The sequence below is a fragment of the Pedobacter heparinus DSM 2366 genome (genome assembly GCF_000023825.1).
In the GTDB taxonomy this organism is placed as follows: Bacteria; Bacteroidota; Bacteroidia; order Sphingobacteriales; family Sphingobacteriaceae; genus Pedobacter; species Pedobacter heparinus.
The window spans coordinates 3977904-3993379 of the sequence record NC_013061.1 but is presented as its reverse complement, the minus strand read 5'-3'; the positions used below and the strand labels follow the sequence as shown (position 1 = coordinate 3993379).

Sequence of the window (15476 nt, the reverse complement as noted above, 5' to 3'; positions counted from 1 at the left end):
ATGAAAACTACTGTTAACAGAAGAAAATTTATTGCTTCCTTAAGTATGGTTGCTGCGGCACTGCCGTTGGGAGCATCAGCATTTAATTTTATCCCGAGCAGGGGCAATGGTTTTAACTTTATGTTGCTGGGTGACATCCATTTCGATAAACTGGAACACCATGACATGGATTATTTGAAACTAAAATATCCAAATGATATTGTTCAGATCCAAAATTATTCGCGTATTACAAGGGATAATTTTCCTTTGTTGATGCGTGTGGCAAAGGATAAGGCAAAAACGGTAAATGCCGATTTGTGGTTGCAGCTAGGCGATTTTGTAGAGGGTTTGTGCGGGTCTGAAAAACTTGCACAACAACAAACACAGGAGTTTATTTCGTATGTAGCAGATATGGATTTGAAGCGCCCATTTTTTGTGGTGAAGGGCAATCATGACATTACTGGCGAAGGTGCGAGAGAAGTTTATAAAAAAACTGTGCTGGACTGGCAACAAAAGGAATTAAAGCAGGCTCTGAGTACTGCGAATTATACGTTTGTACATAAAAATACACGTTTTATTATTTTTGATTGTTATACCGCAGATGAAAGCCTGGAATGGCTTAAAAAAATACTCCCGGAATGTAAAGAAGAACGTTTATTTTTTAGTGTCCATCAACCCGTGGTTCCTTATAGCGCACGCGCCAACTGGCATATTTTTGCGAAACCAAACCAGAAAGATAAAAGAGAAGAACTGCTTAATTTACTCGGCGAGCATCGTGCTATAGTGCTTACCGCACACTTACATAAAACCAGTATTTTGAGCCGTAAAACCACTAAGGGTAAGTTTGTTCAGGTGGCTATCGGAAGCGTGATCGATGCACCAAATGCAATGGTTAAAAATCACCTAAAAGGCTTGGATGCTTATGATGCTGGTCTTTTGGGCCTGGAGCCAAAATTTTCACCGGATACCATTCAGGAACGAAAAGATAACATTGAAAATGAACGTCCTTTTATCGAACATTTCGAGTTTGCAGATTTTTGTGGATACGCTACTATGCATATATCTGAGAAAAACGAGGTGGAGATGATGATCTATAAAAATGTGGATAGTAATGCCTGGGCAACTGTGAGCCTAACGGCGTTGCTTGATGCAAAATCGTAGATTAATAGCCTTAACATGGCATCGGATGCCATATTAAGGCTTTATTAATGTTTTATTAATGATTTAATCCTTTCTTCGCTCTAACCAACAAACCTAACCTTCCAAATAACCAATTAAACGAAATTGTATGAAAGCAAACAAGTACTTATTAATGCTATTTTTTCTTTTTCCTATGTATGTATGCGCCCAGCAGCAGATTACGGGAAAAGTTACGGATGTAAGAGGGGAACCCATACCTGGAGTTGGGGTAAGCGCAATGACAGATGGGCAAAGATTTAATGCGGTAACCACTTCAACTGGTGATTATTCCATAAAAGTTGCTAACAATACTAAGCAATTGACTTTCTCTTATATTGGAATGACGTCCCAGACGGAGACAATAAACGGACGTACGGTTGTAAATGTTCAGCTCTCTGAAGAAAGCAGGGAACTGCAAAGTGTGGTGGTGACGGCTTTAGGCATAAAAAGGGAAGCCAAAGCTTTGAGTTATTCCAGACAAAGTATGGATGTATCTACATTGACCCAGGCACCCACTACAAATATTGTTTCTTCACTTTCGGGGAGGATTGCAGGAGTTCAGGTTACACCTGCTTCCAGTAATACAGGGTCTGCAAGAATAATTATCCGGGGTAACAACTCGATCACTGGGAATAATCAGCCTTTATTTGTTATTGATGGGATACCGGTGGATAACGAGACCGGAGATACCAAGGTAACCACATCTGGAAATAACAATTTGGATTATGGCAATATTGCAGGGAACATTAACCCTGAGGATATTGAAAATATAGAAGTGCTGAAAGGACCAAATGCTGCTGCATTGTATGGGTCGAGGGCGGCTAACGGGGCAATTCTGATCACCACTAAAAAATCTGCCGGAACAAAGTTTAAGGTAACGTTTAACTCCAATTCAACATTTCAGCGGATCACTGAATTTCCTGACTATCAGAATATGTTTGGTGCAGGAAATAGTTTTAAACTTGATGGCTCCGGATCTACCAGTAACCCGGATAGAATACCCAGCTTAAATGTATTTAACAGGAGTTGGGGAGCACCATTTTTGGGTCAGCCGGTTATCAGTGTAAATGGTTCGCCAAAGGCATATCTGGCGCAACCAGATAACGTAAGGGATTTTTATAGCACCGCGGCAATGCTTACCAATTCTTTGGCCATAGATGGGGGCAATGCAGAAAATAATTACAGGTTTTCTTATACCAATTATACCGGTGGAAGTGTAGTAAAGAACATCAACGATAACATCAGACACAACGCCAATATCAGGGTGCTCAATAAATTTACAAAATGGCTTGATATGGATTCTAAGGTTACTTTTATTAATAATAAAGTAACGAACAGACAATATATGAACGGAAGTTCCAAAAACCCGGTTTATCAATATGCCTATATGGTTCGTGATGACCAGTTGTCGGAATTTAAAAATTATAAAGACCAGTACGGTAATGAGATCAATACCCATACGGATTTCCTTAATCCCTATTGGGCCATCAATGAAAATCCCAATGAAGACACCAAAAATCAACTTTTAGGCGCGTTTAATGTGAATGCCAGAATAAACGGATGGTTAAGGCTAACCGCAAAGGTGGGAACCGAAATGTATTGGGTGGATGGTTATACCTTTAACAATAAAGGGGCGCAAAGCAGTCCTAATGGTAGTATGAGTACCATAAACAATAGCCTGCAAAGTACAAATGCCGACCTGGTTTTGTTTGCAAATAATAAGTTTGGAAAGCTTTCTGTAAATTCATTTGTAGGGACCGGACGTTTTCAAACCTCAAATAAAAAGAATGAACAGCGCATCAATTCGCTTATCCAGGCAGGATTGATCAATCTTTCCAACACGGGAGAATTTCCTGCCGTAACGCAGTTTGCCTCAAAAAAGATCATCAATTCGGTATATGGTTCTATGTCTTTTGGATATAACAGCTATCTTTTTATGGATGTAACGGCAAGAAATGACTGGTCGTCAACGTTGCCTAAGGCGAATAATTCTTATTTCTATCCATCAATTGGGGGTTCCTTTGTTTTTACTGATGCATTTAAAGATATTCCAAAAAGTATATTGTCATTTGGAAAAGTAAGGGCTTCGTATGCCATTGTGGGTAATGATACCAGTCCTTATCAACTTGCCCCTACTTATTCTTTTAATGGGATTTATAATGGTCAGGCCTATGCTGCACTGGCCTCAACGTTTTTTAACCCAGATTTGAAACCTGAAAAGACAGCCTCTTTGGAATTTGGTATAGATCTTAGATTTTTAAAAGACAGGTTGACGTTTGGAGCAACCCATTATAAAACATCAACTACCAATCAGATCCTGACAGCTCAGATAACTCCAACAAGCGGCTACAATAGAAAATATTATAATGCCGGTGAAATTCAGAATTGGGGAACTGAGTTTACCTTGTCTGGAACCCCATTAAAAAGCAAAAAACTGGAGTGGAACATGTTTGCAAATTATGGACAGAACAATTCGAAGGTAAAAAGCTTAGTTGATGGTGTGAATAGTTTTCAGCTAAACTCCTGGTTTGGCAGATTACTGGTTTTTGCGGAGGTAGACCAACCTTATAGTGTAATAAGAGGAGCTGGCTGGCAGCGTGATGAACAGGGTCGCAAACTGGTGGCAGCAAGTGGACTTCCGATAGCACAAGGTAATTTGGTTTTAGGTAATGCTATGCCAGACTGGACCGGAGGATTTGGGAATTCCCTGCGTTATCAAAATTTTGGTTTGAGCTTTTTGATAGATATACGTAAAGGTGGTAGTTTTTATTCTGGTACGTATAGGCGGTCATATATTTCAGGTGCTATCAGCAACACACTTGAAGGGCGTGAGGATTATTATTTACACAGCTATATTTACGGTGAAAGTGCAGCTAACTTAACGGCTGGTTTTATTTATAAGGATGCTTATTTTGAAGACGGTACTCCCAACAATAAGTATATTACCCCCCAGTCAAACGGGTTTTCTAATCTGGATGAGCTCCAAATCTTTGATGCTTCTTTTGTGAAATTAAGAGAGACCGTAATCAGTTATAACCTTACCAGCCCATTCTTTAAAAAACTAAAAGTTTCTAATGCCCGGATTTCTTTGTCAGGCAGAAATTTATGGACTATTTATAAAAAGGCACCCAAAGGCATTGACCCTGAATCAAGTGTAACCTCGGGGAATGGACAAGGTATAGAATATGGTTCTTTACCACCTTTTACTACTTATGGATTAGATCTAAGGTTGACTTTTTAAACTATACTCATGAAATATATATATAAATTATTATGCATACTATCTTTTGCGATAGTACTTATATCCTGCAAAAAGGAGTTGGAAAAAGCCAATATCAATACCAACAATCCTGAAAATGTAGATCCGGAATACCTACTGAATACTTCGGTGCTGAATACGATGAACCTTTTTGGTGGACAGATGCGTCGTGAGGCCCTGTCACATTATTCCAATTATGTATCTGTTGGAGGTGGCCAACTTCAAAGGTATTATACGTTCGCCTCGGCTGTAAATAGTTACTGGAGTAGTGCTTATATTTCCTGTCTTCAGCCTGTACACCAGATCCAGGTTAATTATGCGGATGATCCGGGGTATCAAAACCGGGTGGCCATTGCCAAAATTTTTGAGGCCTATATCTATTCTAATATTGTAGCTGTATGGGGTAGTGTTCCTAAAACGAAAGCACTAAATGGAGATGCTTACGTTGCTTACGACAAAGAGGAAGATATTTATATAGCACTGCTGAATGACTTAAAAGATGCTTCGGCTGCTATAGACCTTCAGGGAGATACCTATAAGGGGAATGCTGATGCGGTGTTTGGTGGTGATTTGTTGAAATGGAAGAAATTTGCAAACGCGTTGAGGCTGCGACTTGCGATACAAATATCGAATGTATCAGAATCCAGGGCGAAAGAGGTGATTGCCGAGCTGCTGTCTAACGAATCGAATACCATTGTCGCTGCTACAGAAACCGCGAGGGCTTTCTGGGGTACAACCTCCGGAATCTGGAGTTATTTATATGAGTATAATGTTTTGCAGGCTGGCGCGAATGCTTCAAGTTTAAATGTGATCAGTGAATCTTTGGTTCAATACATGCTGCCTTATCAGGACCCAAGACTACCGGTATATGCCAAACCAGCAGCCCAGGGCCCTTATTCGGGTAGATATTGGGGGCAGCCAAAAAGCACTCAATTGCCATTAGGGGTTAATATACCCGGGGGTAATCCGCATTCTCCGTTGGGACAGCTGGATTATTCGCAGATTGGGAGTTACTTTACCAAGCCTGATGCCGAATATGTATTTCTTTCTTATGAAGAAACCTGCTTTTTAAAAGCTGAAGCCAAATTAAAAGGCTGGGGAGGGATTAAAACCGCCGAACAGTATTATAATGAAGGGGTTACAGCTTCGATGACCAAGTATGGTATTCCACTGCAGGCCATTACCAATTATTTAAACCAACCAGGTATTAAACTGAATTCGGTAGTAGATACTACAGGGAGGAAGGCAGAATTTGCAGATTACCTTGGGCTGACTACCAGTGCAATTACCAGGATAGATCCGTACAAACAAATTGTGATGCAGAATTGGCTGGCGGGTTTTTACAATGCAATGGATGCATGGACACTGATCAGAAGAAGCCAGGTTTTAGAGTTTCCTCCGCATTTTAACCCTGATGGTGGCGAAGGGGGAACTGTAGGCTATGCCTATATCCCGCAACGGTTAAATTACCCTGGTATTGAATACCAGGTGAATACTGCTGAAATTAATAGAGCCATACCTTGGTTAGGTGCTGCAGATGCATTAAAAACTAAATTGTGGTTTGCCCTTCCAGTTAAGAAAAATCCATTTTTGCCCCAATAATTAAATAGAAGATTATGAAAAAAATTATAAATATTGCATTATGCATAATTGTATTGGCATCATGTAAAAAAGATCCTGTGTTAATAGATAAGGATAAGTATATCTATGACATTCCGGCAATTAAACTTACATCAGATGCTAAGGTAGGTGCATATTATTTTAATTATACAGCAACGGATTGGAATAAAGCGCATTCAGATACCTCATTGGTGGTGCCGGTTGGGGGCAAATCTTATAATGCAGTTACAGATGCTGCTGTATTCCCTCAGCAACTTAACTGGGCAGACGAGGCAGGCGTAGATTACCTGATCTTTAAATGGAATGCAGCGGCTACAGATAATTCGCTGTTAAGTGCATTTGCATCAAGAAGAACGAATCAGAACGTAAAGATGGTTATTGGTTTCAATACTGCACATCTTAATGCTACAAATGCCGCCCCATTAACAGGTACAAAGCTGCAGACTATGGTTAATGAGTTTAAAACCTTGGTTACGCAGCATATCAGCAAGGATTACTATTATAAAATTGGTGGACGTCCTGTAATCTTAATTACCCCACTTAATCTTTCATCATCAGCCCTGACCAGTATAGATTATAAAATGGTCATGGCATCGTTAAGAACAGAATTTACTGCATTGGGCATTAATCCTTATTTTATCGGAGAATTATCGACAGGATGGACGGCCCCGGTTAATTTTGATCAGACTGCCCTTGCAGCTATGGATGCAATTGTTTTGAATACCTGGAATACGCCAGATTATGACAGGTGGTATGGATTTTACAGTTATGTTGACCTGAGCTGGCAAAACTGGAAAACTTCACTGGATAAACTAAATGTGGAATATGTGCCCTGCATATTTCCGGGTTATAATGAACCTAGTGCTGCAACACAGCGGATTATAGAGAGAACAGAAAAAAATTATGTGGATTATACCAATGTGGCCAAACGTAATATGGGCACAAATCAGATGGTAATTATCAATTCCTGGAATGATTTTTCTAAAGGGACAGCGCTTGAACCTTCTAAAAAGTTTAACAAACAGTTTCTGGGGATTACCAGAAGAGAATTCAAGGTGCAGTAATGCACCTTGAACAACTAAACATTTCAACTAAATTTTTTACTTAACCAAATCACATGCGAATCAGGAAATTATTATTGTGGATATTTTTTGTCAGTTCCTTATCCAGTATAGCTCAAAATAAAAGTTCAAATAAATTGCCCCGCCCTAAGCTGGTAGTGGGGCTGGTAGTAGACCAGATGCGTTGGGATTATTTGTATAGATATTACGAGCGCTATCAGCAAAATGGGTTCAAGCGCTTGCTTAACGAAGGGTTTTCATGTGAAAATACTTTTATCGACTATGTACCTACCGTAACTGGTATAGGCCATAGTACCATTTATACTGGCTCGGTTCCTGCAATACATGGTATTGCGGGTAATGACTTTATCATCAATGCTACAGGTAAAACCGTTTACTGCGCAGGCGATTCAACGGTCGAAACCGTGGGTAGTAAATCTAAGTCCGGCAAGATGTCGCCAAGAAATTTACTGGCCAATACCATTGGAGATGAATTGAAACTGGCTACAAATTTTAAATCTAAAGTAATTGGTATTGCATTGAAAGACAGGGGCGGTATTTTACCTGCTGGCCACAGTGCCGATGCAGCCTATTGGTTTGATTCAGGATCAGGAAACTGGATTACAAGCACCTATTATATGAATGATCTGCCTGCCTGGCTGAAAAAGTTTAATGAAAAGAAACTACCTGCAAAATACCTAAGCGAGGATTGGAATACCTTGTATGACATTAAAACTTATACACAGAGTACTAAAGATGACACCCCTTATGAAGGTTTATTTGATGGACAAAATACACCTACATTTCCTATAAAAACTTCTCAGATGATGAGTAAAGGGTATGACATACTCCGTTCTACCCCTTATGGAAGCACATTTACCCTGGACCTGGCAAAAGCAACTATAGACAATGAGTATTTGGGACAGGGTGAATTTACCGATATGCTGGCCATAAGCATTTCGCCACCTGATTATGTAGGGCATAAATTTGGCGTAAATGCCATAGAGACTGAAGATACCTATTTAAGATTGGACAAAGACATTGCTGAATTTTTGACGTATTTGGATGCTAAGGTAGGGAAAGGGAATTATACCTTGTTTTTAAGTGCTGATCATGGAGCTGCCCATAATGTTAAGTTTAGTAACGATAATAAATTACCTTCTTCCAACTGGTCTGGCAGTAAGGTGCAACGCGAAATGAACCAGGCCCTGGAAGATGTTTTTAAAGTGAAAGACATTGTATTGAGTATGATGAATGCCCAGGTCCATTTTAACTATAATGTGATCAAATCCAATAAGCTTAATGAAGAGGCCATCAGAAAAGTGTGCGTTGCCTATTTAAAAACTCAGAAAGAAATCGCTTTTGTTGTAGATCTGGATAAAGTGGGGGATGCCAGCGTGCCTGAGGAAATAAAAAGAAGGATTATAAATGGGCATAATGCACATCGCTCAGGGGGGATACAGCTTATCCTGGATCCCGCAGTTTTTTCAACAGGACGTACCGGTACCTCGCACAGTGCGTGGAACCCTTATGACTCCCACATTCCCCTGGTTTGGATGGGCTGGGGCATCAGTCAGGGACGTACAAACAGACAAACAAATATGACAGATATTTCTGCTACACTGGCTGCATTGCTTAGGATCCAAATGCCGAACGGCTGTATTGGTTATGCCATTAACGAAGTATTGAAAAAAGACAATTGAGTTTGCCTGATGAAATAGCAACGCGCTTTGATTTAAAATAAAACCACATCATAGTTTATGAAGAATAGTATAAAGTTAATGCTCTTATGTCTGTTGCTTTCACAAAGCAGGCTGAAAGCGCAGGAAGTAACCAGTAATCTGCAATACGTTGATCCGACCATTGGGGCGGTAGGGCATATCCTTGAGCCTACAAGGCCAACAATGCACCTGCCCAATAGCATGGTCAGGGTTTATCCGGTACGCAAAGATCAGCTTGATGATCAGATCAGTTATTTCCCCCTCAATATGTATTCTCACCGGATTGGGAATGTATTTGCCCTTATGCCATATAATGGAGTAGTGAATGAGAAAAGCTGGAAGCAGCGTTTTACTTACGATCTGGAAAAAACAGCACCACATTACTATACGGCTGTTTTAGAAGAATCGGGTATAAAGGTAGAATTTTCTCCTTCGGAAAGGAGCGGATATTACAGGTTTAAATTTCCATCAGCATCTGCCAATTGGCTAAGATTGGGTGTTGTAAATGAAACAGGAGAATTGAAAGTTTCCGGTAAGCGGATCCTTAGTGGCTCAGAAGATTTTCAGGGCATGAAAGCTTATTTCTATGGGGAGTTAAATGCAGATGTTACTGAATCAAAATATAAAGATGGAACCGGGAATAAGAACCTTTTTCTTAAAGTGGGCAATTCTCATGGTGTTGAGTTTCGCTATGGCATTTCATATATCAGCGTAGAACAGGCAAAGATTAATTTAGAGAAAGAAATCCCAAACTGGGGTTTTGAAAAAGTTAAATCAACAGCTAAACAGGTATGGGAAGAGGCTTTAAACCAGATTACGGTAGAAGGAGGGACACTTGCCTACAAACGCTCTTTTTATACGGCCTTGTACCGTACTTATGAACGTATGGTCAACATCAATGAGTATGGCCGTTATTATAGTGCATATGATCACAAAGTCCATTCAGATTCGAGACCTTTTTATGTAGACAACTGGATATGGGATTCTTACCTGGCCCATCAGCCTTTGCATATGATCCTGAATCCGGATAGGCAGGCTGATATGATTTCATCCTATGTGAATATGTACGAACAATCTGGTTGGATGCCTTCTTTTGCATTGGTTTTTGGCGACAATCCATGTATGACCGGAAATCATGCAGCAGCATGGATTACCGATGCCTGGTTTAAGGGAATACGTAATTTTAATGTGGAAAAAGCTTATGCAGGTTTGAAGAAAAATTCTTTAGAAGCAACACTTTTACCCTGGAGAAATGGTCCGGCAATAGGCCTTGATTCTTTTTATGCCGAAAAAGGGTATTTCCCAGCTTTAAGACCGGGCGAAAAAGAAAGCGTAAATGAAGTTCATGATTTTGAAAAAAGACAATCTGTTGCGGTTACTTTACAGCAAAGCTATGATGACTGGTGCATTTCAAAGCTGGCAGGTACGCTTGGTAAAGCTGCAGATAGTAAACTGTTTTTGGCCAAGGCTGAGAACTATAAAAATGTTTTTCGTGAAAGTAAAGGTTTTATGTGGCCCAAGGACGATAAAGGGCAATGGATAGAACCATTTGATCCTAAATTTTCAGGCGGTCAGGGTGGAAGAGAATATTTTACTGAAAATAATGCTTATACCTATAACTGGGACGTAAAGCATGATCTGGAGGGTTTGTTTAAATTGATGGGCGGCAAACAAGCTGCAGAAAATAAATTAGATAATCTTTTTAGAGAAGATCTTGGCAGAAGTAAATATGTACTTTGGAATACGTTTCCTGATGCAACTGGTTTAGTTGGCCAGTTTGTAATGGGAAATGAACCAAGCTTCCATATCCCTTATCTTTATAATGACCTGGGCTCTCCCTGGAAAACCCAGAAACGTATACGCATGTTAATGGATACCTGGTTCACAGACAATTTATTTAGTATTCCGGGAGATGAAGACGGGGGAGGAATGAGTGCCTTTGTGGTGTTTTCTATGATGGGCTTTTATCCGGTTACACCTGGTATACCTGTTTACCATATTGGCAGCCCCGTGTTTAATAAAATAAGTTTGAAGCTTAAAAATGGTAAAACATTTACCGTTGTAGCCAGGAACAATTCATCTACAGCAAAATATATTCAAAGTGCAAAGTTAAATGGTGTAAATTGGGATAAGCACTCGTTTAATCATGCTGATATCCTGAAAGGTGGGAATTTAGAATTGGTAATGGGGGAAACACCAAATAAACAATGGGGTAAAACAAAGTAAGAACTTAATAAGAAGATATGAAACCATCTGGATTGATCTTAATTATGCTGAGCGTATTTTTTTCTGCCGGTGCTTTTGCACAGCCTAAAAATATACACCTGAGCTGGACAGGGCAACACGAAACAAATACCAGCCATACCATGGCCATTACCTGGAACAGCAAAATGCCAAATAATAAAATGGTTAGATATGGGCTTAAAAGTGATCAGCTGAACAACCTGGCCACTGCTTTGGTAAATGCAAAAAGTGGTTTAAAAGGCGCCTATATTTATAAGGCTGAGTTAAGTAATTTACGGGACGGGACGACTTATTACTACCAGTGTGGTTCTGATTTGGAGGGCTGGAGTGCTGTTTATTCTTTTAAAACCGCACCTAAAATCGGTAAAAGAGGTAAATATGTAGTTGGGGTTTGGGGCGATACCCAAAATAACAAGGGTAACCTTGATTTTGAAGAAACCAGCAAAATAGTTCAGAAAATGGCGCAACATAAATTCAATTTAATTGCGCACATGGGTGATGTTGTAGAAAATGGATCTGTAGTTAAAAGTTGGGATGCTTTTCTAAATACTACACAGCCACTTAATGCACAGATACCGTTTATGCCTGTAACCGGTAATCATGACGTGGTAAACGCAAACCAGGACACCTCTTTCCAAAAACCTTTTCCGATCTATTATGATTTATTTAATCTTCCGGGAGATTATATCAATTATTCTTATGACTATGGGAACATCCATTTTGTAGCTATCAATTCTGGATATGCACAAGGAGCGGCCAAAGTAGATAAGTTGTTATATGAAAAGGGTTCTCCGGAATATAACTGGCTAAATGATGACCTTACAAAGGCCAGAAAAAATAAAAGAATTGAATGGATTATTCTGTATGCACATTATCCCATGTACGCCTATGGGGTGAGTTTAGTACCACAATGGCAAAAAAATGTGACCCCTCTTATTGATAAATATAGCATAGACCTTTGCTTAACCGGACATCGTCATGTGTACGAACGCCATACTGCCATTAAGAACGACCAGATTTTTAAATCGGCAGATAAACATATCTATCAAAAGCCTGAGGGGACAGTTTACATTACCAATGGATCGGCCGGAGGTTCTTTGCAGGGGATTGGTGGTACAGATATGCCTTCTATGGTATTTACACCCAGTGAAAAGATGTATACCTATGCCGTAATGACCATAGAAAATAATCAGCTCAGTTATGAGGTGTTTAATACCGAAGGGTTAATGATTGATCACTTTAAAATCATAAAATAAGTTTCATTTATTAGAAAGTTAGTATGAAGAAAATATTATTGGCGTTTTTATGCCCTGCATTGTTATTGAGTATGAATTGCCGTTCTGTTGGTAAACAAAACCAATCTAAAACCCGTAAATACATGAGCTATAAAGGTTTGGTGATGGCAGGTTATCAGGGTTGGTTTAATGCCGATGGTGACGGAGCAGACAGGGGTTGGAACCATTATAAAAACAGGGACAACAGGTTTGAACCGGGTAACTGTAAAATTGATATGTGGCCAGATGTTACAGACTACACTGCAAAGTATAAAACATCTTTTACATATGCCAACGGGGGAGCTGCGTATGTTTTTAGTTCATATGATGAGAGTACTGTGGACCTGCATTTTAGATGGATGAGGGACTATGGTATAGATGGGGTTTTCATGCAGCGCTTTGTGACGACGTTAAAAGATGAAAAAGGAAACAAACATTATCAGAAAGTATTTCAATCTGCAGTAAATGCAGCTAAAAAATACGACAGGGCTTTAGCTGTAATGTATGATTTATCCGGGATGAATGCATCAGATTATACAAAGGTGATTGCCGATTGGAAAAGTTTAGTGGATACGTATAAATTAAACAATAAAGATTTAAATGACAATTATTTATTTCACAATAATAAGCCTTTAGTGGCCATATGGGGTGTTGGCTTTAATGATGGAAGAAAATATGGACTGTCTGAAATAGATAAGTTAATTACATTTTTTAAAAGCGACCCGGTATATGGAAGTTGTTCCTTACTTCTTGGTGTACCTACCTGGTGGAGAGAATTAAAGTTTGATACGCAAAGTGATCCCCAACTCCACCAGACGATAAAGAGAGCAGATATTGTGCATCCCTGGTTTGTAGGTAGGTATAATGAAGAGACCTATCCGCAATTTCAGGAACGTATTAAAACAGATATGGCCTGGTGTAAGCAAAATAAACTGGACTATGTACCTGTAGTTTATCCAGGTTTCAGCTGGAAAAATATGCGCCCCAATGATCCCTTTGACGCCATTCCAAGGAATAAAGGGAGTTTTTTTTGGAAGCAATTATCGGGTGCTTTAGAAATTGGATGTGAGATGATTTATGTGGCCATGTTTGATGAAATAGATGAGGCAACTGCTATTTTTAAAGTTGGGCACGATACCCCTGTTGGAGCCAGTAAATTTGTCCCTTACGAAAAAGAGATACCGTCGGATCATTATTTATGGTTAACGGGGCAGGCTGCCGGTATGTTGAAAAAGGAAATTCCCTTTCAAAAACCTATGCCATATAGAACCTATTGATAGCGGAACTTTCCTAAATTTACAGGTATGGAACATACTGTATTAATTGGCAATCATGTTAAGCTGGAACCCCTGGCATATGCCCATGCCGCAGGCCTTGCTGAAGCTGCGGCATACAACCCATCCTTGTTTAAGTGGACATTTGTTCCGCAGGGGATAGCAGCAATGCACAAATATATTGAAGTTGCACTTGCCGGAAAGGAAGCAGGCACGATGTTGCCCTATGCTATTGTAGGTATAGCAGATGGAAAAGTAAAAGGATCGACAAGGTACTGGAACATACAACATTGGGCATGGCCCGAAAATGCTGTGTTTTATGGAAAAGAAACGCCCGACGTTTGTGAAATAGGGCATACCTGGTTAACCGAAGCTGCGATAAGAACACCGGTAAATACAGAATGTAAACTGTTGTTGCTGACCAATGCCTTTGAAAACTGGAAAGCATTGCGGGTCTGTTTTCAAACAGATGTACGTAACGAACGGTCGCGCGCAGCAATTGAGCGCATCGGTGGGAAATTTGAAGGTGTTTTACGTGCAGAACGGCTTGGTGTGGACCATACGATAAGGGATACGGCACGTTTCTCTATCATTTCGGCTGAATGGCCTGCAGTTAAAAATAAACTGGTAAGCAGGTTAAAATCATGACCTGACCGTTATACAGATTTCTTCTTTATCATTTACATTTGTATAGACAATTATAAATTTTATAAAGATGATAGAGACTAAAGGATACGCAGCACAGGATGAAAATACACCATTGGCACCCTGGACTTTTAACCGTCGTGAGGTAGGCGCCCATGATGTGCAGTTTGATATATTGTATTGTGGCGTTTGCCATTCTGATCTGCACCAGATTAAAAACGACTGGTTTCCGGGAATATTTCCAATGGTACCCGGACATGAGATTGTAGGCCGTGTAGTTAAGGTAGGCGATCATGTAACTAAATTTAAGGTAGGCGACCTGGCCGGTACAGGCTGTATGGTTGATTCTTGTCAGGTTTGCGAGAATTGCAAGCAGGACCTGGAGCAGTATTGCCTGGAGGGTAATACCCAGACCTATAACGGAATGGAGCGTGATGGCTCTATGCCTACCTATGGTGGATATTCCAATACGATTGTAGTTAGAGAAGAATTTGTACTGCATATTTCTGATAAACTGGATCTGGCTGCGGTAGCACCGCTGCTTTGTGCAGGCATTACCACCTATTCACCGTTACGGTACTGGAAAGTAGGCAAAGGTCATAAACTTGCCGTATTGGGCCTGGGTGGTTTGGGGCACATGGCTGTTAAATTTGGTGTAGCCTTTGGTGCAGAAGTAACTGTATTGAGTACATCACCTGCAAAAGAAGCTGATGCAAAAAAACTGGGCGCCCACAATTTTGTGGTTACTACAGATGCAGCTCAGTTAAAAGCAGCGAGAGGTTCGTTCGACTTCATTCTGGATACGGTATCTGCACCACATGATTTTAACCTTTACCTTTCTTTGCTGAGAACAAATGGCACAATGATCTGTGTTGGCGTTCCGCCGGAGCCGGCACAAGTAGCAGCATTTAGTTTACTTGGTGGACGTAAAAGCTTAGCAGGATCAGGTATTGGAGGTATTGCCGAAACTCAGGAAATGCTGGATTTCTGTGCTGAACACAATATTGTTTCCGATATTGAAATGATTGATATCAAAGACATTCAATCCGCCTACGACCGTATGGTAAAAGGTGACGTGCGTTATCGTTTTGTAATTGATATGGCCACCTTATAAAGCTGGTAAAAGAAAACGCTTAAAACAAATATCATTAAAAATTTTATCCAAATAATTTGGAGGTCTCATTATTACCTTATACTTTAGTGTATTATTTAACTAATAC

General features: G+C 40.0%; 10 protein-coding genes. All 10 read left to right on the top strand.

The genetic code is table 11. The features are described 5' to 3' along the window. The 10 genes from PHEP_RS16735 (at position 1) to PHEP_RS16690 (ending at position 15370) form a co-directional block, all read left to right on the top strand. Positions 1–1140: a metallophosphoesterase family protein gene (locus PHEP_RS16735; protein WP_015809167.1), complete on the top strand. Its 1140-nt coding sequence runs from the start codon at positions 1–3 to the stop codon at positions 1138–1140. 127 nt (positions 1141–1267) lie between these two features. Continuing rightward, a complete protein-coding gene (locus PHEP_RS16730) occupies positions 1268–4399 on the top strand; it encodes a SusC/RagA family TonB-linked outer membrane protein (protein WP_015809166.1) in 3132 nt (1043 codons plus the stop codon). A gap of 9 nt (positions 4400–4408) precedes the next feature. Beyond that, the gene (locus PHEP_RS16725; RefSeq protein WP_015809165.1) at positions 4409–6019 is read left to right on the top strand and encodes a SusD/RagB family nutrient-binding outer membrane lipoprotein; all 1611 of its coding nucleotides are present in this window, start codon (positions 4409–4411) and stop codon (positions 6017–6019) included. Between the two features lie 14 nt (positions 6020–6033). After that, positions 6034–7101, top strand: coding sequence for a glycoside hydrolase family 99-like domain-containing protein (locus tag PHEP_RS16720; protein ID WP_015809164.1), 1068 nt, complete (start codon positions 6034–6036; stop codon positions 7099–7101). A gap of 53 nt (positions 7102–7154) precedes the next feature. Continuing rightward, complete coding sequence (gene pafA, locus PHEP_RS16715) at positions 7155–8801, top strand: alkaline phosphatase PafA (protein ID WP_015809163.1); 1647 nt, start codon at positions 7155–7157, stop codon at positions 8799–8801. 57 nt (positions 8802–8858) lie between these two features. After that, positions 8859–11045 carry a GH92 family glycosyl hydrolase gene (locus PHEP_RS16710; RefSeq protein ID WP_015809162.1) on the top strand — a complete coding sequence of 729 codons (2187 nt, stop codon included), beginning with the start codon at positions 8859–8861 and terminating at the stop codon, positions 11043–11045. A gap of 17 nt (positions 11046–11062) precedes the next feature. Continuing rightward, entirely contained in the window at positions 11063–12319 is a 1257-nt protein-coding gene (locus PHEP_RS16705) for a purple acid phosphatase family protein (protein WP_015809161.1), read from the top strand. Between the two features lie 23 nt (positions 12320–12342). Continuing rightward, on the top strand, positions 12343–13614 hold the full coding sequence (locus PHEP_RS16700) for a glycoside hydrolase family 99 protein (RefSeq protein WP_015809160.1): 1272 nt from the start codon (positions 12343–12345) through the stop codon (positions 13612–13614). Positions 13615–13641: 27 nt separating this feature from the next. Then, positions 13642–14259 carry a GNAT family N-acetyltransferase gene (locus PHEP_RS16695; protein ID WP_015809159.1) on the top strand — a complete coding sequence of 206 codons (618 nt, stop codon included), beginning with the start codon at positions 13642–13644 and terminating at the stop codon, positions 14257–14259. A gap of 67 nt (positions 14260–14326) precedes the next feature. Next, positions 14327–15370 (top strand): NAD(P)-dependent alcohol dehydrogenase, encoded by a 1044-nt coding sequence (locus tag PHEP_RS16690; RefSeq protein WP_015809158.1) that lies wholly within the window; start codon positions 14327–14329, stop codon positions 15368–15370. The last annotated feature ends 106 nt before the right edge of the window (positions 15371–15476 follow it).